Below are 21,139 nucleotides of genomic sequence, written 5' to 3'. Positions count from 1 at the left end.
TTTCTTTTCCCTTTCCTGAAAGTTCCAACCTGTGCAGCCCTCTCCCTCTATCTTCAAGGCTTATGACGTTCGCGGTATCGTGCCTGCCACATTAAACGAAGAGGTGGCACGGGGGCTGGGCCGGGCCTTTGGCACTGCGGCGCGGGCCGAAGGGCAAACCACCGTTGCCGTAGGGCGTGATGGTCGTTTGTCTGGGCCTGCATTGAGTGCTGCCTTGATTGCCGGTTTGATCGACGTGGGCATTGACGTGATTGACGTGGGCATGGTCACTACACCGCTGCTGTATTTTGCGGCCCACACCTTGTGCCAGTCGGGTATTCAAGTCACAGGCAGCCACAACCCTAAAGATTACAACGGCTTCAAAATGGTGCTGGCGGGGCGGGCCATTCATGGTGAAGAAATTCAAGCATTGCGCCACACCATGGAGACGGAAAGCTGGCAATTGGTTCCGGGCGGACAGGTGCGTCAAGCAGACGTTCTGGCTGCTTACCAAGCGCGTATTTGCAATGATGTGCATTTGGCCCGTCCAATGAAGATCGTGGTCGACTGTGGCAACGGGATTGCTGGTGCTTCGGCTCCAGCGATTTTTCGGGCATTGGGTTGCGAAGTGATTGAGCTGTTCTCCGAAGTAGACGGCAATTTTCCTAACCACCACCCTGACCCGAGCAAGCCCGAAAATCTGCGCGATCTGATCGCCGCTTTGCACACCAGTGGTGCTGAATTGGGATTGGCCTTTGATGGCGATGGAGACCGCTTAGGCATCGTCACCAAAGATGGACAGAACATCTTTCCCGATCGCCAAATGATGTTGTTTGCACAAGACGTGCTCAGCCGTGTGCCAGGGGGACATATCGTGTTCGATGTCAAATGCACACAGCGGCTGGCACCGGCCATTGTGGCCGCAGGCGGCATACCAGTGATGTACAAGACAGGCCATTCACTGATCAAGGCAGAAATGAAGCAACTCGCGGCCCCGCTGGGTGGCGAGATGAGCGGCCATATCTTCTTTAAGGAGCGTTGGTTTGGGTTTGATGATGGCACCTATGCCGGTTGCCGCTTGCTGGAAATCCTGAGCCGCCATGTCGATCCCAGTGCTGTGCTCAATGCCCTGCCCTGCAGCCACTCCACCCCCGAACTGAATGTGCCCTGTGTTGAAGGGGAGCCGCACCGCCTCAGTGCCCAATTACAGGCTTTGGCCGCCCAAACTTTCGCTGCTCCAGCCCAAGTGAGCACGATTGATGGTTTGCGGGTGGATTGGCCAGATGGTTTTGGGCTGATTCGGGCCAGCAACACCACACCAGTACTGGTTTTGCGTTTTGAGGGACAAACCCCCGAGGCTCTACAGCGTATTGAAGCGACCATGTTAGCCCTGCTGCAGCGTGTTAAGCCAGATGCCCAGCTGGGCCATGCTGCACACTGATTGCGTTGACGCCTGATGCTGATGCCCTCCTTGGCCCGTGCTCTCTATAGCACCCTGATCTATTTGGCACAACCTTTACTACGGTACAAGTTGCGCCGTCGGGCTGTGGCCGAGCCAGGGTATGGGCTGGCTGTGGAAGAACGGTTCGGGCATTACGGAAATCACCATAGCGCAGCAACACCCGAACAAGATGCTAAGGCTGGTTGGATTTGGATTCATGCGGTATCACTGGGTGAAACCCGTGCGGCCGCTATCTTGTTGACGGCGCTGCGCCAACAGCGGCCCCATTTGCGCTTGCTGCTAACGCACAGTACCGCCACAGGCCGCACTGAAGGCCAGAAGCTGCTGCAACCCGGAGATCGGCAGGTTTGGCTGCCTTGGGACACGCCGGGGGCTGTCCAGCGTTTTTTGCGCCGATTCAGACCAATGTTGGGTATTTTGCTGGAAACAGAAATTTGGCCTAACCTGATCGCCATGTGCCAGCAGCACCATGTGCCCTTGGTACTGGCCAATGCCAGATTGAATGAAAAGTCGTACCAACAAGCACGGCGCCTCGGTTGGCTAGCCCGTCCAGCCTATGCAGGACTGACCGCAGTTTATGCCCAGAGTGATGCGGATGCCAAACGCTTGTGTGCACTGGGCGCTCCCGTGCAAGGGGTGTTTGGCAACCTGAAATTTGATGCCATACCCGATGCAGCGCAAATCACCCAAGGCCGACTTTGGCGTAGCCATATCAACAAACCAGTATTGCTGTTAGCCAGCAGCCGTGAAGGAGAAGAGGAGCTGTGGTTGCAGGCATGGCAAACATGGGCGGCACAGGCTCAAACCCACCGCAATGTGCAGTGGCTCATTGTGCCCCGCCATCCACAACGTTTTGATGCAGTGGCCACTGTGCTGGAGCAGGCAGGATTGCGCGTGTCACGGCGTAGCCAGTGGAAAGACTATCCTGAGCCTGCAGATGTCTGGATAGGAGACACCATTGGCGAAATGGCTTTCTACTACAGCTTGGCTACGGTGGCATTGCTGGGGGGGAGTTTTGCCCCCTTGGGTGGACAGAATCTGATTGAAGCGGTAGCCTGTGGCTGTCCTCTTGTGTTGGGCCCGCATACTTTCAACTTTGCCGAGGCGGCCACACTGGCACTCAGGCAAGAAGTGGCCCGCCCTGCTGCCGATATGGCACAAGCCATTGCGATTGCTGAGACTTGGATTCAGGAGGGGGCTTTGTTGGAAAAAGCGCAAGCGGCTGCCCTCTTGCTCAGCCAAGAACACCGGGGTGCCGCCCAAGCAACCGCAACCGCGGTGGAGTCGGTACTGTCCAAAGTAGGTTGATCAAAATCACTTTCAGATTAGAAATGCGTCCCATTAACGATTTGAAACTGGAAAAACCCCATCATCTGCCCGATGATGCCCCGCCATGCTGAAAGAAAACATTCACTTCAACACCATCAACAGTGCCTATCCCCACATTGGCGATAAGCTAGAGATGTTCTGGGGCCATTTGGATTTTGTTCGCTATGTGGACAGACTCATCTACGACACCCGCGATGGAGGCCGTAAGGGGTTTCCGCCCGCGGTGTTTATGGCCTTGCACCATCTGTCTGAAGACCATCTTGATGCCTACCCCCACCTGCGTACCTTGGCGAAAAAAGACTTTTGAATGCAGGGTGCCGTTGGTTGCAGATGGGCCGTGCTGCATTAGCGCATCATTTTGAAGTAAGCAGTGGTCACGGCAATTTGGGACTCATCCAGCGAAGTTGCTGTAGAGCTGCCAAAGGCCATGCGCTCATCCACCGGCCAATCAGCGCCAGTGGTTGTTGCGGTGGTGTCGTTGGCTAGTGATTGGGCACGCAACCGGCCAAAACGAGCGTCGCCGTGACCATCAATTTGTTGATCCAACATGGCCGCCAACGAATAGGTAACGCCACGGACTACCATCACATTGCGCGGACGTGAGTCGTATGCTGCGACTGATGCGCCAGGCTCAGCCCAATTTACACTTTGGAAGCACACTTGCACTTCTTGTGGATTGCCGTTGCTGTCGAGATAAGCATACCGATCTGCTTGCCCTTCAGCTCTGCCCTCTGGTAACCGAACACCGGCAGCTAAAAAAGCGTTGATCATGGCATTGCCACACAACTCGGTGCCTGCCGTTGCACTGCTGCCATTGACACGGCCTGTGGGATTGGTTGGGCTGTCTGCTGGGGGATACCCCACTCCATTGACAAAGGTTTCATAGGCCAGTTGCCAGCCTTGGATGAAATCGGTGGACAGGCGCTGATTGGCTGCGGTACGTTGCAGGTCACGCCCAATGGCTACTGCCCCTAGCAACAAGCCAATCACGACCAAAGTAACGCTCAGTTCCAGCAACGAGAAGCCTTTTTGGCGGCGGATTATGGTACCAATAGGATGTGATGTTGATGGGGTCATGGTGGGTAGAAAATTCAAAAACCGAGGGCATCAGCCGTCAAGGTATTGCGGTTGACAGAGATCGCCAAGTTGGTCATGGCCGTAGTGCGGGTGGCAAAGTCGCTGTGTACATCCTCCGCTTCAGCCAATGAGGAAATGCTGTCGGCCATTGCCAGCCCTGCAGCAACGCCCCCTGCGGCGGCAGCCACAATACCGGCTGCGGCCAAGCCGATTTGGAAAGAGCGTGCCCCTACAGACATGGTGGTGTCTGCAGTGGCTGAGAGCATTTCTTTTGCTGCGTCCAATACGCCACTGGCAGCCCCTGCCACCCCTGCGCCAGCGGCAGCCACATCCGCTTCTGCCAATTTGACACTGACATACAGTTGGTCTCGGTAGTCATACAGCGCCCGCTCCAGCACAAAGGCACCAGTGGCGGCGTTAAAGTGGGCATGGGAGGCTGCAGACAACGCACCCGCACATTGCAACTCTGAAAAAAGCTCAGCATGGCTGGCAGCCAGCACCACATCATCATAGGCGTTGGAAACGGCCATCCCAGGCGCCTCAAAGGTAGGCGCACTGCTGCTGGCGCTGGCATTGGCGCCATCAAAATTTTGGCCGTTGCCATCGGCATCCAACAAACCAGGTGCTGCAATTAAAAACGCCACAGGCCGACGGCCTGCAAGCATGTTTACCGCCAGTTGCCCTGCTGGTGCAACCAGAGCTTCGCTGGCCGTATTCAAGGCCAAACACACATCTATCTGATTGACGGATTGTGCTCCCCCCAGTGGGCACGGAGGGCTGTTGGCAGCATTGCAGGCCGTATTGAGGGGATTGGCTGGATCACCAGACTGGGTAGCCCCCAATAAACCCGCAGCGACAGAAGGCACAGGTGGTGCGTTCGCATTAGGGGCATTACCGTTTTGGGGCGTTGGATTTGGTGTGCGCACCCGCAATGGATTCATGCGGTCTTTGATCGCGGCCAAATCACGATCTTCGTGTGCCACAGCCGAATCTTCTCGGTAGACCCCATAACGCAATGCCCCCGCTTCTGGCCGGGGCAGTCCTAGCGTGCGCCAAGGCACAAACCCCACTTGGCGCAACCCTGTGCCTTCAGTACAAGACTCCACCCCCAGAGCGTCTGCTGCCGGACAGGGTAAACGGTAGTTGGCGTGCAAAAAACCAACCACAGCATCCCGTGCCTGCTGTTGCACATTGGCTTGTGAGGCAGATACACGTTGCCGTTCAGAAAGTTGCCAATAAACCACCGCACCGGGCAGAATCAAACCCAAAGCCAGCAGAGCTACAGATATCTCCACCAAGGTAAAGCCCGCCATTCGACGCCGCATTTTCATGGGTTCAATCCCTTTGTATCCAGCCGGATGGCTTGGGTCAGTGCCTGAGTGAAGGTGTCGTAGACCTGAACGGCGTACGTGTCGGCTGCTGCCAACTTGTCTTTAGAGTCCTCTAAGGCCTCTTGGGCATCGGTCAGGTCTTGGGCGGCAAGTACCGTTTCAGCCACGGCTACACCCACATTGACCGCCGCCATCGCCACAATAAACGCTGTGACACCTTCGGTATTGGCGGCAGAGGCAATACTCAAAACGGCACTGGTGGTTGCCAAGGCCAAACCCATGGCAGCCATCGTGACCCCAGCCTCCGCAGACTCTAAAGCTGATTCTGCTGTGGCAATGTCAAATACCCGCAAAGACCAGTACTGTTGCATCACCCGTGCATTGTCATAGGCAGCATAGGCGCCTTGGGCGCTGGCTTGCATGGCCCCCAAGCGGCCCACACAGCCCAAACGGGTGCCAAGGTCGGCTGGCCCCACCGCCAAAGCTATATCGTCAAAATCATGTTGTTGTGCCTGCCCCGGAAGGTCAAATCGCCAAGTGCCACTGGCTCCAATGGCGTTGTTTCCCTCAAATTGGTTATTGCTTCCGGGGTGGACAAGCACATAAGCAACGGGCAAGCTGCTAGACACATTGCCTGCTGTGAGTGCGCCTGCCGCAGAAAGGTTGGCGGCATACCCGCGCAAGGTGCGGCACCAGTCCAAGCCGTTGACTGCAGCACGGCGGGTGTTGGCTTGGGTGATGGCCGCTTGTGCTCTGGCCGCTGCGGCGGTGACTGCTGCCGAGGCAGACAGGGAGCCTGTGTAGGTGGGCAACACCGGCATATCGGTGAAATTAATATTCAAGTCGGGTGATACCGATGCAGAGGGCAATGCTGCCAAATCCATACCAGCACCACGATTGACCCCATAATGCAGTTGCCCCAATTCACTGCTCATACCCAAGGTTCGCCAAGGAAAATGTACGGCTGCAGCATCTACACAAGATTCATTGCCATTGGTGGTAGTGGCAGAGCATGGAAGCCGATGGTGGGCCAACAAGAACCCTTCTAATGCAGCCTGCGCTTCATTGAGCTGTCGTTGCATTTCTGGTCTCTCCATGGGGGCTCGGGTGGTTTCTACCCAGCGCCAAACAAAGATGCCCATCATGCCCATGACGGCCATTGCCACGCCCAATTCAACCAATGAAAACCCGCGTTGGGAGCGGAAGATATTTTTCATCTTGTACCTCCCTTTTGATCTACTGTTTTCAAGATGTTTTCGGCAGCATTGGGTGACATGGGCGTAACACCGGAACCAGTGATATTGCACGGTGGTGGATTGTCGGCCTGTGCTTTGAGCGTGTCATATTGGCTTTTGGCATTGGTTTCACGATCAGAAGCTTTGTCTAGTTGGGCCTGTAAGGCTGCGATTTCTTTCTCAATTTTGGATGGCAAAAGATACTTCCCATCTGGATCGGGGCTGGTGGTGGATGTGCCAAATAAATCACGCAATGCAGCATTAATTCCAGAGTAGGTGCTGGTATCGCCTGCTTGACAAATACCACTTGATGAGGTGCTGCACCCTGTAGCAATGACTGCGCCTGATGCATTGAGAATACTGTATCGGCCGGCATTGAGCAGGCTATTGTAAGCAGATTGATAGCTCGTTTGTGCAGAACCAAGGCTGGATTGGGCCGCAATCAAATCGCTTTGTGCCGTATTCAGATTGTTCTGGGCATTTGTTTTTTCAACCACTGCCTTGTTGTATTCAGATTGCAATGTGGCAGGATCATTCAGCAGAGTTAACTCTGATGTTTTTTCCAGTCGTTGTTTTTGCAATGATTCTTTGGTTGATGGGTTGGTAGTGGCGGCAATTTGGGCATCCAAGGTGGCGATCTCACCTTGAAGTTGGGTGATCATGGTGGTTCGATTGGCTATTTTGTTAGTATAGGATGTGATTTGGTTGTCCCAACTGGTTACAGCCGTCTGATAATTCGTCACTCGCAACGAAGCAGCACTTACACTAGAAGATTGGGTTTGCCAATTAGATGCAGCATCAAAAACAGTTTGAATACGATTATCAATCGTTGTAGTCGATCCAAACGACCGAACTTGTGCCCATAGCGTGTTCATCGCATTGGTTTTGGCTGTATTGGCTATGGCCAAATCCGTTTGCTTTTGGGTGATTTTTGTGCTGATGGTTTGTTTGTCTGTTTTGGCGGTATCCCATTCGGCCTTGGCGGCATTGACTGCCTGTGACATATCCACAGCAGGACAACTTAAGGAGGAAGCAGGTTTTGAACTATCGGCCAGTGCCAAGGCATTGCCCGCCATCACGGCTGCCGTCACATTCAGACCAATCGAGACTACATTGGCCGCAATAACTCCAGCCGTTAGTACCGTGGCTGTAGTTGTATGCTGGGGAGCGGCGGCACAGGCATTCACGGCCAAACCCAAACTGGCAGCACAGGTAGCCCATTCAGCCGCAGCATTGCCGCCATCTGACCCAGCTTCCATGGCGGTGGAAGTGGTTTCAATCGCTGTAATGCCTGCGCCCAATGCTGCAAAAGCCACTGCCCGTTTAGCGGAGTCAATATTATCTTGGCGTAAATCTTCTACTTGTTGCACAACATCCAAGCCCAATGCAACAGTATTGATAGAGTCGATCAGCGTTTGACAGTGGAAAGTGGAATACAAATTGGCAAACGATTTTTCCAATACGATATCGTTATAACTTGCCAGCAGAGGTCTGCGGATGGGGTCTTCTACTGCACTGTCTGCACTGGCATTGACGCCATCAAACAGCGAACCATCCCCATCGGCATCATTGATTCCAGGGTGTACCAAGGCATAGGCCACAGTCCGTACGGGGGTTGAGCGCACCTCTGCCATACCTGCGGTATAGCTGGCTTTCCCGCCTTCATTGAGGCGCTGGCATAAATCAGCCAAGGTGAGAGCACCATTGGAGGCACTCATAGAGGCAAAAGTCTTGCCTGTGTCATCGTATTCCAATGGACGCCAAGCATCATCCAACACTGTCAAATCAAAAGCACCGCCACCGCGTTGAATCAGATATCTGAGTTGGCCTACATCCACTCCAGCATCTGCACCCGCTAGACTCAAAGTGAGAGAAGGGAGCCAACCCTTTTGCGTACCACCGCCACAGTCTTCCAGACCATCGCGGTTGGTGTCAGGGCATGGCAGCCGTTTCAGGACGGTGGCAAAAGTCAGAATGGCCAAATCTGCTTGTGCCAGTGCTTGGCGCTCTTGCTGAGAAGCATCGATGGCAGAGCGTTCGCGCCATTGGAGATAGCCCATAGTGGCAAGGCCACTGAGTACCGCAATCAATAGCAGCACTTGGACCAAGCCAAATCCAAAGGATGGTCGATGAACGGAATGCGGCATCATTTATGGAAAAACCTCAGCAAGAGGGACAAAAGACAGAACGGTGCTCACCATGGGTGCCACCAATCACGGCATACTTTTGCGTAACCACCCCGCCAGTTGTGCTGGAGATTCTGCCAGCACGATGTCATCGGAGTGGACGCGTAAAGGTGCAGCAGGGTTGGCAGCACACAGGCCAGATGTTGTCTGTGGTGTATCAAGGCGGTTGTTGTCTGCGTCCTTGTCTTGTAGTGGAATCACCAGCCAATAGGCCGCCGCCATGACAGGATTAGCGCCACAGTCGATTGCTCCAGACGGCCCGCCATCGCCTGTCAGGTAGGGATGACTTGTGGACAAAGACAATTTGGATGCGTTGTTCAAACCAACGACCAGATCTGTGACATCCAGATAATCTGGCTCGCTGGGCGAATCGTCTGTGCGCTCCTTAATCACTGCCAAATCTGCGTCTTGCAGTGGATCTGCATGCGCAGAGCGAAAAACGGCATACCGTGCACGGTGCAGCGGCGGTGGAATATCTAACCCTAGGCTAATATATGGAAACCATCCTAGTTGATTACCGGCAGTGCATGCCCCAGAAGTCATGGATTCGTAACCGTTGGCTGTTGCATTGGTGTCTGGGCAAGGCAACCGGCCATGTCGCATAGAAAAGGCTCGCAGCATGGATTGAAGTTGTTGTCCCACTGCCTGTGCTCTTTCTCGCTCTTGCTGGGCTGACACTGTTTCGTAGCCACTGAAGGTAGCCCATGATAATAGCCCAGCAACAACCAAGGCTACAGCAACCTCCAGCAGAGAAAATCCAGTCTGTGCTGTACGGGCAGGACAGGATATGCTGGCTACAGTGCATTTCATGGTATTTTTTTACCTGGCAATGGCGCTGAAGCATAGGTTTTTAGCAGCATCGCCTCATGATTAATACGTTGACTGGCTGCACGAATCTCATCAAGCACAGCCTGTGTACGGGCAACGTCCTGTGGTGCAGTGCTGCTGGAAAGCTTTTGAAGCTCAAGGTTGAGTGTCTGAACCGTGATACTCTCATTCAGGATATTGCGTAAAGTCTGAAAATACCGGGGATCAACTTCTCCCTGAGACAGTTGTTCTAGCTCGTTTAATAAGGCCAAAGATTTTTGAGGAGACGCACGATGGCCTTGTGCCAAAACAGCGGACATCTCTGTACGCAGCTGCGTTAATTTTTTACGACGATCTTCTTTGCTCCATGAGGCTACTGGAGTTTTTGCAGCAATAGACTCGGTAGAAGGGCTTGTGGGTGTTGATCTTTTTGGTATCACCCCTGTGGATACCGGGGGGTTATTGGCTTTGAGGGTGGGCACCACAAACCCTGTGGCCCCTAGCAAACCAAGCAAAAGTACCCCACCGCCTACCAATAATGGTTTTTCCATGATTTACCCCATAGTCTGGCTGACAGATTGCCGAACCAAGTCATAAATTGGCAGAAGCAGCGCAACTATCAAAAATAGGAATAAACCACCTGCCACTAAAATAATGACAGGCTTCAGAATTTCTGCCAGCGATTTTACCAATACTTCCAAGCGTTTACGGTATTCAGCAGCCAAATGCGATAGCTGGTCATCTAAACTACCAGATTCCTCCCCTACAGCAATCATGCGTACGGCCATTGCCGGAAACCCACCTACACGGCGCATGGATGATGATACCGATTCACCTCTGGACACTGATTCAGAGATTTGTAGCAAACGCACTCGGTAGTAACGATCTTTGGTGGCACGTCCTAAAATACGCAAGCTGGAAACCAAATCTACCCCCGCACGTACCAAGATAGACAAATGCTCTGTCATGTGCGCCATACCAGAGGATACCAACAATGTACGGGCAATCGGCAAGCGATGCAAAAATGAATAAGTGCCCACCTGAAACCGCTCAGATCGCTTGAATAATATGGTCACAGCTATACTCAAGACGACCAAAACCAATACTACCCAAGGAAGATGATTGGATAAAGCATCGGCAAATGATACCAACCATTCAGTCAAAGGTGGCAATTTGGCTTGTAATTGCTTGAAAAGCCGTGCCATATTGGGCACGACATAATAAATCCAGAAGCCTGCCACACCAAAAATAGTGGCAAAAACAAATGCTGGGTAAATTAGTGCAGTTTTAATGTCACGTTTGATATTCATCATACGTTCTACATGGTCTGCACATTCTCCTAGCATTCGATCTAATGTGCCAGACTGGTCACCAATCGCCACCAGATTGCGCACTGTTTCAGGAAATATATTGGGGTGGCGGTTAAAGGCTTCCGTCATGCTCACACCAGCATTGAGGTCATCGCACATGTGACGCGCCACCGTGGCGACGGCCTGATTACCTCCCACATCACTTTCGTCAATGAGGGTTTTTAAACCCTCCAAGGCCGGCACACCCGCCCGCATCATCAAACCGAGATCGCGCAAGAATCCAGCCAAATCCTCGGTACGCACCTGATGGCGAAACAAGCGCAACACCATGTCTGTTGCACCAGCCAACCATGCGGGCAAACGCCACAGATGAACGACTGTGCCATCTGTTTCTGCCTCTAAGCGCAAACGCGCCGAGAGGTCTCGTTCTACTGCCAAACGCAGCAGACCAGACTTCAAGGCACCATGTGGTAACAACACACGGTAGTAATAAGTGTTGAGAGTAGCCATCTTGTGCTTTGTCTAGGCGAGGTTCAGTCTTCACCCACGGTGCGCAGGATTTCTTCCATCGTGGTTTCACCAGCCAATACACGGTGTCGGGCCAGCGTCAGAATCGGGCGCATTCCTGCGGCCAATGCCCGCTGGCGTGTTTCTGCTCGGTTGGAATCCGATGCAATGGCATCGGCCAAGTCGCGGCTGACAACCAGCATTTCATACACAGGCAAACGACCGAGATAACCCGTATCACGGCAGTGGTGACAACCGGTGCCGTGGTAAACATGCAAAGCTTCGTCGGGTTCTACCTGTCCTAACCACCGGCGCTCCTCGGTAGTAGCCAAGCGTGGTGCCGCACAGTGTGGACAAATACGCCGCACCAGCCGTTGGTTAATGACGGCGACCAAGTTTTCTGCAATGGTTTCTGCATCTACCCCCAGCAGCTTCAGTCGGGGCATGACCCCGAAAATACTGCCTACGTGCAATGTGGACAGCACCAAGTGCCCTGTGGAGGAGGCGTCCAATGCCGCTCTGGCCGTTTCAGGGTCTCGAATTTCCCCCACCAAAATAATGTCGGGGTCATGGCGCAGAAAGTGGCGCATGGCATTGGCAAACTCGTAACCGGCACGGCGATTGACTTCTGTTTGGCAAGCCACAGGAACCCGGTATTCCACAGGATCTTCTACGGTGAGCACATTGCGCTCAATCAAAGGCTGCATACGCAGGGCAGCATGTAGTGTGGTGCTTTTGCCAGAGCCGGTGGGCCCGGTAATCAGGATCAGTCCATGCGGTTTGGAGAATGCCTTGGACATGGCGGCCACGTCTTCAGGCAAAAAGCCGAGGTCATCGAGTTTGTCCAGACTACTGCGCTCGGGCAACATACGCAGCACCATCCGCTCGCCAAACTCTGAAATCAGCGTAGAGACCCGAATAGTGAAGTTTTGCTCCATCACCTGGGCTGTAAAGCTGCCGTCTTGTGGCAATCGTTGCTCACTGGCATCCATATCTGCCTGCAACTTCACATAGACCACCAACCGATCCAGCGCGGGTGACAACGCAAAGATGGGGCGCAGCACACCATCGACCCGCATCAATACCGAACGGCTGCGGGCAGTGGGTGCCAAATGGACATCGGTAGCCCGTTCGCGCACAGCCAAGTGCAGCATGTGTTCCAGCAGACGTGCTGGACTGTAAGCCCGGTCAATGTCGGCCTCGAGTTTGCGCACTTCACTTTCGATCAACCGGGCCGGTGGGTTGTCTGCAAAGTAATAGTGCTGTTGGATAGCCTGCGCCACCCGGTCAAACTCACCCTGAAAGAAACGGCAGTCTTTGCCCAGTTTGCGCCGCACCAGCTCCGTGACCACGTCTGGCTGTGCATCGCCCAGCACCACTTCAATCAGCCCATCGGCTTCTCGCACTGGCAAGAAGCCGTATGTCAGGCACAGCGCACGGTTGAAAACGCCTGCTACTGCCGTATCAGGTTCGGGCATTTCATTGGGGTTCACAAAACTCAAACCCCGTTGACCGGCCAAGTGCAAGGCCACCTCTCTGGCGCTGGCAAACCCCAGTTCTACCAGCAAGTTACCCATAGGCACTTTTTCAATTTTCTGCTTCTGGAGTACGTAATCGATGGCGACGTGAGACACCACCCCGGCTTGTACCAATGCCGCACCCAGTGAAGGACTCTTGTCTTTCAGAACGGCCAATCGATCTGTGCTGGGATCTACAGCATGCTGTGGGCGCAGCGAAGTCGCCAACACGGATTCAGCGGGCTGGTACATTTAAATTCTCCAAAAGCAAGAAAGTCAGTTCGTCTGGTTGTCCTGTTGGGGCCAGACGGTGTTGCTGCTGAAAACGGGACAAAGCCTCTCCCGTTTTGGGGCCGAAAAGGCCATCAGGGGCAGGAATATCAAGCAGGCCTTGGCTTTTGAGCACACTTTGCACGCTGCGAGTGGCCTGCTGGGCGGTCAGAATGTGGCGCACTTGATTACGACTGAGCCAAGCTGCCCAAGTCTCTTCGTCTGCCTTGAAAGAACACACCCGATTGGAAGGGCGCAACATGTCTGCAACACCGGTGGGCAGGCGTTGCACTTGCAGCACATCATCCGCTTCGGCAACGGCCTTCAATTTTTGTTCGCATACTTGACGCGGAGAAAGGGCCACATCTTGTGGATGGCTTTGGGGCGTTGTTTGCTCGGACGGTTCTGGGGTTACTGCCTTGGGGGGCTCAGTCCATGCCTGTGTGGCTGGAGCTGCTGGGGCTGCCGGAGCTGGAACTGTGTTGGCAGGCGCTGCAGGCAAAGGTTCTGCTTGTTGTGCAGTCCAGTACCAGCCTGCGGCGGCTACTGTGGCTGTACCTGCCAGTAAACCCGCGGCAAGCCAGGCCCGCTGCGTGCGATGTTCTGGTGCTGTTGCGCCTGGTGCCATTCCCAGATCCGGGAGGTCGGCCACCGCACGGCCAATCAGGGCCACATCAATCACCGATTGGCGATGACTGGCTAAACCATAAAGACAGCGATCCAACACCAAGTGAACCTGTCGTAAATTACCTTGCGTGACTTGGTACAGTTTTTCTACAGCGGCGGGGTGGATCGATAAGCGTCCCGACGCATTGGCAGCATTGACACGAAAATCAAAATACCGAGTCAACTCGTCTTTTTTCAGACCCGTCAGACGGGTGTGTTTCACAATGCGGCTTTTGAGTTGGCGCAGTTGTGGCGATGCCAAGGTTTGTTCCAGCTCTGGCTGTCCTACCAGAAGAATCTGCAACAGTTTTTCTTGCCCTGTTTCTAAATTGCACAGTAACCGCACCAGCTCCAGAGATTCCACGGTCAGGTTTTGTGCATCGTCGATGACCAGCAGACTGATTTGATCGGCTTGGTGCTGAGCGATCAAAAACTCTGTCAATTGCGTCAAACCTTGCCCCACTGATTCGGCGGGAGGCAGGCCAAAATCTGTTTGAATGGCCGACAACAGCGCCTCACCTTGCAAAAAGGTGTTCAGAATCAGGGCGGAATGGCATTTCCCCGGTGGCAAGGTGTCCAACAAACGCCGCACCATGGTGCTTTTGCCCAGCCCTACCTCCCCCGTCAACAGGGCAAAGCCCTTGCGCGTCTCAATGCAATGGCGGATTTCTGTGAACTCCTCCTCCAACCGTGGGGTGAAGAAGTAAGAGCCTGCATCTGGCGTGGGTGGAAAAGGGTTGCGCACCAGCCCCAGAGCGGCGTACACCGTGCTAGCGGTCATGGCGAATGGCAGGGGTAAAGTGGCTCAGGGCAGCACGCAGTGCAGTGGAGTCGGGTTGCAGCCGTGCAGCCGCATCCAGGGTGGCCCGAGCTTCTTCGGATTGGTGTTGCCGACTTTGAATACTGGCCAGATTGATAGCCGCCTCTTCATCACCAGGCATACGATCCAGAATGGTGCGGTAGCCTTCGGCAGCAGCCGTGTCCCGCCCTGCTTGAAGATCAAACCAGGCTTGCGCGCGTACCAACCCAATGGCACCCGCAGGAAGTTGTTGCTTCAATGCGGCCAATGCCTGTTCTGCATCGGTCTGCTGCCCGCTTTTCATAGCAGCCACAAAACGGGCAAAAAGCAACTCCACCGGGGTCTCCGCTACGGAGGGAGCAGAATGTGCAGCGTCTTTGGTTGCACTCACGGCTGCTGGGGCACGCCGTGGTGATGCCTGCATAGGCTTGGCCACGGCGGCTGTCACTACAGCGGGAGCCGCCGGAGGGGCTGTCTCTGCCACGCGCACCGGGGCCGGTGCTTGTGCTGCTGGTGGTGCAGGTGCAACAGCCACTGGCGGCGCAGTGAGCGTTGTAGGTGCCTCTGCCGTGGCGGGTACAGCTAGTGGCGCCACGGGGGGAGACTGCACCATGGCCTGTGGCGGGATGTTGATGTTGTCTGACAGTTGATCCTGCCACAACATCCAGCCAACACCGCCTGCACCAAGCACACTGACAAAAGCCAATACCCCTCCCAACCAAGCGGGGCGGGCAGCAGTGGTGGCAGGGCGTGACGCCACGGGGGTAGACACAGCAGGGGTGTCCATCGATTTCAGTGCATCATGGATCAGGCTCATAGGACACGCACCCGCAAGACGATGACCAACTCACGGCTGCCATGCACTTTGTTCTCATTGCTGAACAGCTTGCCGAGCAGGGGCACATCAGAGACCCCTGGAGCCCCCCGGTCGTTGGTAGAGCTGCGCTGATCAATCAGACCGCCCACCACGACCACATCGCCATCGGCCACATTCAAAGTGGTAGTGAGCCCCTTGTAACTGACCTTGGGTAAGGACACCAGGTTTTCTCCACCCACGGCCACCAGTTGCAAGCTGCTGGGATCGACATCGCTCTGCATGGGGTTGACCAACAGTTCAATGCGCCCATCATCCCGAACCATGGGCAAGACCCCCACCATCACCCCAGAGAAAACCGTATCGGTTTGCACGCTGGAGGACGTGGTGGTAGCACCTCCGCCCGGTGCGGTTTGCGTGGACGAAGACTGAGACACATAGCGGGTGCTGCTGCCAACCGATAGCAGGGCCGGGGTGCCGTTGCGCACTTGCACGTTCGGGTTGGAGAGCACCTTGAGGTTGCCAAAGGAGCGCAAGGCGTTGATCACCACACCATAGTTGCTGCCTTGGTAGGACAGGCCCGCCGCTGGCCCCGAAACACTGCCAATCAATGCGGCTGGAATAGAAAGGGCTCTGGCTGCATAGCCCGTACTGGCATTGGGCAAAGTGGCTGTGCTACCTGACAGTTGCATGGGAGAGGCACCAAACCCAGCCGCCAGACGGCTGCGCAACGTGGTCCAATCTACGCCAAATTCAAAGTTGTCTGCCAGTTGCACATCGATCAGCTGTGCCTCGACGTACACCTGTTTGCCCAGTACCTTGTGTACTTGGGCTAGCATTTTCTCTACCGCCCTCATTTTCGAGGGCCGGGCTTTGACATAGAGCGTGCCCGTCATCTTGTTCAGGGTAAAGCCTGTGTCATCCCCCATAGTGGGCGTGACTGCCAAGGGGGCATTGGATGCTGTTGCCGAAGAGTTCCCTGACATGCCAGCAGAAAAGGCTGTCGGGGCCGCAGCGGGCGAAGGGTTTGACGAGGAAGGCGATTGCTGCGGCGAACGGGCCTGGGTGTTTTCACCCAGCACCGATTTCAAGGCGTTTTCCAGTTCTAGGTATGGATCACTGTTGCTGCCGCCTCCACCAGAGAGGGTGAGGCTGCCTTGTTGGGCGCCCGAATTACCACCCGTAGTGCTGCCAAAAACGTTGCCACCGGAGCCCATCTGAATACTCGTCTTGGTGTTCAGAAAGTTGAGGGCAAAGAACTTTTCTTCTGTCAAGTTCACCCGCAGGGTGTTGCCACGAAACTCACCCGCCACGTCGTAGGTGCGTAATACTTCGTTAAAACCTTCGCGCAAGGTGATGTGGCGCAGGTGCATGTCTGCGAGCTGCCCCCCTTTGAGGACGGCGGGATCAACAATCAGATTGAGTTTTCCTGCATCGGCAAATGCTTCCAGTATCTGACTGATCGTGGCCTTGGACATGGCAATATTGATCAATTTGCCTTCCAGCGGATCAAACACTGGGGCCACTGGGGCAATGACCGGCGCAGGCGCTGGTTTGTTCAGCCCCTCTTGCAAGGATTGCTGATGGGCCAGCAGGCGCTGCGATTCCAGCACCATGTGCTCTCGCAGCTGATCGGCCGCCACAGCATCTGGCGGTGGGAGGCTGCTGGCACTGCGTGGTGGCTGACCAGCGCAGCCCCCCAGCACCAATACGGCACAGGCCATCACCAAGGGCTTAAGAAAGGGTTGTTTGTTCATGGAACTGTCCTTGGCGCTGCTAAGGTGAGTCTTGAAATTCGTCATGAGGAAGATGTCGTTCCGGCAAATCGCACAGTAATCCGGCGGACTGTTAGCCCATCAGGGCAACGCAGGCAGAAGCCCGAATAGGCAGGGAAAAATCGCAGGTCTTAGTCATCATGGTGATCACTTTGGGGCCAATACGTCTGTGCGCAACGCGCCTTGCACTTGCTGAATCTCGGCCACCAGCAGTTGAAGTTTTTGGTTGTTTTCAACCGTAGGGTTTTGGGCCAGGGGCAGTAGCTGTTGCGTTAAAGCATGCAGGCGGGCAGTGGCTTGTAGGTTGTGGCGCAGGGTGTTCACATCCACCGCACCCAAGGCCTCTTTACCTTGGCTTTGCTGGAGCTTTGCCAACCACTGATCCATTTCTAATGGACTGGGGTGCCGGCCTGGTGCCGATAAACCATCAAGTTGGGCTTTGAGCACTGTGTCATTGGTTTGGTTGGGCACGGCCGTGCCCGCCGAAGCCTGTGCCGCCGTATAGGCCACAGCAGAGGGTGCGCCAGATATGGTTTCTTGGCCTGTCGTGGTGGTGGGGTTGGTGGTGGTCTTGTCGGGGGCTGTGTAGGTGGTGTCTGCCATCGGGGTTGGTACGACAGCCATACCTTCTACCCGGTGCGCAGGGACAGACACACCTCGCAGACCCGGTTGTCCTTGTTGCCAAACGCCCAAGGCACACAGCACCAAGACGCCAGCGCCGGCCCCCACCCCAATGGCTTTGCTCATGGGGTCACCTTGACGGCTGATGGTGCACTGCCAGCCAAACCCGAGCGGAACTGTTGTGTGTTGACACTGGCTGGAGAGCCATCCGCCCATCTGAGAGTGCCTACCCGCAGCTCAGACAGTGGGAGCGACAGCGTTTGGCGCCCCAACTGTTCTGTCACTACCACCTCGCTAGGTTGTACCTGTGAGACCCGGCCACCGTGGTGGAGACGGGTGCCGCGTTGCGCGAGTCGCCCATCAATCATCACCGACTGGGTGTTTACGGCCAGATTTTCCAGATGCACCGACAAAGAGCGTGTAGGCATTTGCACACTGCCCACCACATCGCTGCCTGGCGTGGGCAAGGCCAGCAGATTCTCGGCCCCAGCGTGGGAGCTGAAGGACTGCGTTTGCAGGCGCGACATAGCACCCAACGCCTCCATCATGCGGGTTTGATCCCCTTGTAGTGCGGTGGGTAATGGCGCGAGCTCCACCATGATAGGCCGTACCACCGGCCCACGGGCTTGCACCAATTGGGCCACCCCATACGTACCCCAACCCAACAATAAGACGGCCAAACCGTTCAACAGTAAAGCAGCGTATTTCATGGCCTCAAGTTCCCGATGGAGTTGCCATAGCAACCAGTTCGTATGAGAAGGCACCTGGGGCAGGATTGGCAGGCTCTAACGCCTTCAGTTTCCAACCGGCAGCACTCATTTGGTTGCTCCAGCGCACCATAGATGCCGATGCCCCGACAGCGACGGTGCCATCCACGCGGAAAGACCGCTGGCGGGACTGTCCTGCCAGCTCCAAACGCACACGATGGATGTAAATATCACTGCCTGCTGCCGCTTTGAGAGTGGTCAGAAAGGCCACGGGATCGTGCCGTGCGCCTTCATCCAATTGCCGGGCAAAATCGGCCAGAGGTAAAAGTTGCTTGGGAGCATCTACAGAAGACACCGATTGGATACGCTCCTGCAATTTGGACAACTCTGCCCGGGATGCTTGGCTGGCAGCATGTTGCTGCTGTGCCTTTTGGCTCGTGAGCATTCCAACGCCCGCCAAACCCACCCCTGCGATGGCGGTGATGGCAGTGATGACTGAAACCCAACGCTCTGCCTTCCAAGCCACCCGCCCCAACAAAGGATTGAGTGCGTGCTGGCTGGCGGATTGAACTGCCAGCAAAGGCAATACGGTTTGTATCCGTTCACCCACACCAGACAACTCTACCGCAGGCAGGGTGCGTGGTGCATTGCCTAACACGGCCTCTAAGATGGTCAGACAATCGTTGGTGTCGGTGGTGTTGGTACTCCAGAGTGCGCCCCATTCGACGGCACCGGCACCCAAACGGGTCAACAACTCGCTGTGGTTCGCCACCAAAACCCGCGCGGCACCGCTCATCACAGACATGCCCTGACCCAGTGCCTGGGTGGAGCTAAACACCATGCCAGCATCTGTCTGGGCAAAACAGGTCAGTCGCCGTTGTGACAAGAGCAATCGTGCTTTGCCTATCGACACCCCCTGCGACAACAATCCAGCCACTGTCATGATCAGACAGTGGTCGGACTGTTCCTCTGCCCATTGACTGACCCGTTGCCAAAAATCCAACGGAATGGCCGAGAAAAATACCTGAAAGCCACGCGGAACTTTGACCAATCGATGAATGACGATATGCGCTGTACCTTCAACCAGTCCTTCTGTGCGGATACGCTTTTCAATCAGTGCTGAAGCATATTCAGGTTTGCCTTCAAACCGCCACACATCGGTAGGAATGTCATCCAGATCCAGCACCACCAGTGCGCTGTGTTTCAAACTAGGCCAAGCAGGCACATCTTGCACCTGATGACCATGACAGTGCACCCACCCAGCATCGGTGATGCGGTATACGTGTTCAACATTCATGGCAGCACCTTGGGAGTCGGCGACGCAGAGGCCGTATGAAAATGCAAAGTGCCGCTGATGCCAAATGTCAGGCCCAGATCCCCCGGTTGGGGGGGGTGGAACAGCCCTGCATTGTTTGTCACAGTCGCAATTTCAAAAACATCGGCCACAAACCATGTGCGCTCAGTGCCGCGCCCCAGTTCAGCCAAGAATTGCGTGGCCTCCAAACGGGTGGCTGGCCCCGGCAATCGGCGCAACCGGCGTTCACGCCACTGTGAAGGGTCAAACCCCATGCGATCCACCTGCCGGGCCATGTCTTGTACTGAGCGCACCAATCGTTCGCGCTTTTCCACTTCAGGCATCAGCCTGCGGGCATTGTCCAGTTCGGACTGCAACTGGGCTGACTGCTGGCGTTCCATGGCCAGTTGTGTCAGCCCGCGCTGGGCCAGCCATGCCCCTCCCCCCAACAGTACAGTTGCACAGGTTAGGGCCAAAAGTTTGAAGGTGCGCAGGCCGTTCAATTACTGCTCCATGATCCAGTGGGCAGTCAACAGAATCACACGATCTTCATCAAAGGTGCGTCCTGTGCTCGTCCCGGCTGTATTACCGCTGGTGTTGTCAATGGTCTGGCGGGTGTCGCTGCCCCCCATAGCACTGTTAGCGGCGGTTGTCGCAATATTGTTGCCTTGGGTATTGTTGGCTTCCCATTGTGTGCCTGGCGCATTGGCTTCAGTGGCCGCTGCATGCGAGGGACGACTTTGGATACGGAACCGGCCTTCACGCGAATCGGGCTTGCCATCAATGACTTGATCCATGAAGCGTGCCAGATCAGGCGTCAGCCCACGCACCACCATCACATTGCCCGCCCCACTGGCCGTGCCCGAAGTGTTCCACTGGAAACACACTTGCAATTCGGCGGCATTTCCGTTGGAGTCAATGTAGACAAAACGGTCTTCATGCCCTTCACCACGGCCTGGGGGCATACGCACACCAGCACGGGTCATCAAAGCACGCAGGTTTTGGGTGGCCAGTGTGGCATCGCCCAAGCCCACCTGACCTGCTGCATAGCCTTGTCCGTTGCAGATTTTCAGACCACGGTTGGCAAAATTCTCAGGAATGCCAGCCGTGCCCGAGCCACCAGGGCGCGTGCAAGCATTGGTTCCGGTCGGAATCTCGGTTTCAGCACCATTGACCATATAGGTTGGTGCTTGCTGACAGTCACCCAGCACAACGCCCGTACGTTGGTAATACTGGTCATAGGCCATTTTCCACTGGTAGGCAAACTTGTTCACTGCCTTTTGGTACTCGGCATTGCGCTGTACATCCTTGGCAATGGCTACTGCGCCGATGATCAGGCCAATGACTGCCAGCACAATCGCCAGCTCAATCAGGGTAAAGCCCTGTTGCACTTGGCGGTGCAGTCTGTGGATGGAATGTGGTTTGCTCATGAAGAAATCTCCTGCAATGGGGT

19 protein-coding genes are annotated in these 21,139 nt (G+C 55.2%); 3 read left to right on the top strand and 16 right to left on the bottom strand.

The genetic code is table 11. The features are described from left to right. The first annotated feature begins 31 nt into the window (after positions 1-31). The 3 genes from ACFO6X_RS13765 (at position 32) to ACFO6X_RS13755 (ending at position 3,077) form a co-directional block, all read left to right on the top strand. A complete protein-coding gene (locus tag ACFO6X_RS13765) occupies positions 32-1,420 on the top strand; it encodes a phosphomannomutase/phosphoglucomutase (protein WP_382434025.1) in 1,389 nt (462 codons plus the stop codon). 21 nt (positions 1,421-1,441) lie between these two features. Beyond that, the gene (locus ACFO6X_RS13760; protein ID WP_382434114.1) at positions 1,442-2,749 is read left to right on the top strand and encodes a 3-deoxy-D-manno-octulosonic acid transferase; all 1,308 of its coding nucleotides are present in this window, start codon (positions 1,442-1,444) and stop codon (positions 2,747-2,749) included. Positions 2,750-2,834: 85 nt separating this feature from the next. Further along, positions 2,835-3,077 (top strand): hypothetical protein, encoded by a 243-nt coding sequence (locus ACFO6X_RS13755; RefSeq protein ID WP_382434023.1) that lies wholly within the window; start codon positions 2,835-2,837, stop codon positions 3,075-3,077. A 38-nt stretch (positions 3,078-3,115) separates the two neighbouring features. Here the strand turns inward: ACFO6X_RS13755 and ACFO6X_RS13750 are convergent, their stop codons facing one another. The 16 genes from ACFO6X_RS13750 to ACFO6X_RS13675 all read right to left on the bottom strand — a co-directional run bounded on the left by ACFO6X_RS13750 (position 3,116) and on the right by ACFO6X_RS13675 (position 21,116). Next, positions 3,116-3,847, bottom strand: a complete 732-nt coding sequence (locus ACFO6X_RS13750; RefSeq protein ID WP_382434021.1) for a type II secretion system protein — start codon at positions 3,845-3,847, stop codon at positions 3,116-3,118. 14 nt (positions 3,848-3,861) lie between these two features. Next, positions 3,862-5,178, bottom strand: a complete 1,317-nt coding sequence (locus ACFO6X_RS13745) for a type II secretion system protein (protein WP_382434019.1) — start codon at positions 5,176-5,178, stop codon at positions 3,862-3,864. Beyond that, positions 5,175-6,395 (bottom strand): type II secretion system protein, encoded by a 1,221-nt coding sequence (locus tag ACFO6X_RS13740; RefSeq protein WP_382434017.1) that lies wholly within the window; start codon positions 6,393-6,395, stop codon positions 5,175-5,177. The genes ACFO6X_RS13745 and ACFO6X_RS13740 overlap by 4 nt, the downstream gene beginning before the upstream one ends. Further along, positions 6,392-8,395 carry a hypothetical protein gene (locus ACFO6X_RS13735; protein ID WP_382434015.1) on the bottom strand — a complete coding sequence of 668 codons (2,004 nt, stop codon included), beginning with the start codon at positions 8,393-8,395 and terminating at the stop codon, positions 6,392-6,394. Before ACFO6X_RS13735 ends, ACFO6X_RS13740 begins: the two co-directional genes overlap by 4 nt. Before the next feature lie 231 nt (positions 8,396-8,626). Next, positions 8,627-9,409, bottom strand: coding sequence for a type II secretion system protein (locus ACFO6X_RS13730; protein WP_382434013.1), 783 nt, complete (start codon positions 9,407-9,409; stop codon positions 8,627-8,629). Beyond that, positions 9,406-9,957 carry a hypothetical protein gene (locus ACFO6X_RS13725; RefSeq protein WP_382434011.1) on the bottom strand — a complete coding sequence of 184 codons (552 nt, stop codon included), beginning with the start codon at positions 9,955-9,957 and terminating at the stop codon, positions 9,406-9,408. Before ACFO6X_RS13725 ends, ACFO6X_RS13730 begins: the two co-directional genes overlap by 4 nt. 3 nt (positions 9,958-9,960) lie before the next feature. Beyond that, complete coding sequence (locus tag ACFO6X_RS13720) at positions 9,961-11,226, bottom strand: type II secretion system F family protein (protein ID WP_382434009.1); 1,266 nt, start codon at positions 11,224-11,226, stop codon at positions 9,961-9,963. A gap of 23 nt (positions 11,227-11,249) precedes the next feature. Beyond that, the gene (locus tag ACFO6X_RS13715; protein WP_382434007.1) at positions 11,250-12,992 is read right to left on the bottom strand and encodes a GspE/PulE family protein; all 1,743 of its coding nucleotides are present in this window, start codon (positions 12,990-12,992) and stop codon (positions 11,250-11,252) included. After that, positions 12,976-14,457: an ExeA family protein gene (locus ACFO6X_RS13710; protein WP_382434005.1), complete on the bottom strand. Its 1,482-nt coding sequence runs from the start codon at positions 14,455-14,457 to the stop codon at positions 12,976-12,978. Before ACFO6X_RS13710 ends, ACFO6X_RS13715 begins: the two co-directional genes overlap by 17 nt. Then, positions 14,447-15,292 (bottom strand): tetratricopeptide repeat protein, encoded by an 846-nt coding sequence (locus tag ACFO6X_RS13705; RefSeq protein ID WP_382434003.1) that lies wholly within the window; start codon positions 15,290-15,292, stop codon positions 14,447-14,449. Before ACFO6X_RS13705 ends, ACFO6X_RS13710 begins: the two co-directional genes overlap by 11 nt. After that, a complete protein-coding gene (gene mshL / locus ACFO6X_RS13700) occupies positions 15,289-17,046 on the bottom strand; it encodes a pilus (MSHA type) biogenesis protein MshL (protein WP_382434001.1) in 1,758 nt (585 codons plus the stop codon). The genes ACFO6X_RS13705 and mshL overlap by 4 nt, the downstream gene beginning before the upstream one ends. A gap of 165 nt (positions 17,047-17,211) precedes the next feature. After that, entirely contained in the window at positions 17,212-17,811 is a 600-nt protein-coding gene (locus tag ACFO6X_RS13695; RefSeq protein WP_382433999.1) for a hypothetical protein, read from the bottom strand. After that, entirely contained in the window at positions 17,808-18,395 is a 588-nt protein-coding gene (locus ACFO6X_RS13690; protein ID WP_382433997.1) for a hypothetical protein, read from the bottom strand. The genes ACFO6X_RS13695 and ACFO6X_RS13690 overlap by 4 nt, the downstream gene beginning before the upstream one ends. Positions 18,396-18,399: 4 nt before the next feature. Next, positions 18,400-19,689 carry a hypothetical protein gene (locus ACFO6X_RS13685; RefSeq protein ID WP_382433995.1) on the bottom strand — a complete coding sequence of 430 codons (1,290 nt, stop codon included), beginning with the start codon at positions 19,687-19,689 and terminating at the stop codon, positions 18,400-18,402. Then, positions 19,686-20,189, bottom strand: coding sequence for a hypothetical protein (locus tag ACFO6X_RS13680; protein WP_382433993.1), 504 nt, complete (start codon positions 20,187-20,189; stop codon positions 19,686-19,688). Before ACFO6X_RS13680 ends, ACFO6X_RS13685 begins: the two co-directional genes overlap by 4 nt. Beyond that, entirely contained in the window at positions 20,190-21,116 is a 927-nt protein-coding gene (locus tag ACFO6X_RS13675) for a type II secretion system protein (protein ID WP_382433991.1), read from the bottom strand. It lies immediately after the preceding gene. Between the last annotated feature and the right edge of the window lie 23 nt (positions 21,117-21,139).

This window comes from Giesbergeria sinuosa (assembly GCF_042652905.1).
Taxonomy (GTDB): Bacteria; Pseudomonadota; Gammaproteobacteria; order Burkholderiales; family Burkholderiaceae_C; genus Simplicispira; species Simplicispira sinuosa.
The sequence above is the reverse complement of the archived record's forward strand: the minus strand, read 5'-3'. Positions and strand labels throughout refer to the sequence as shown.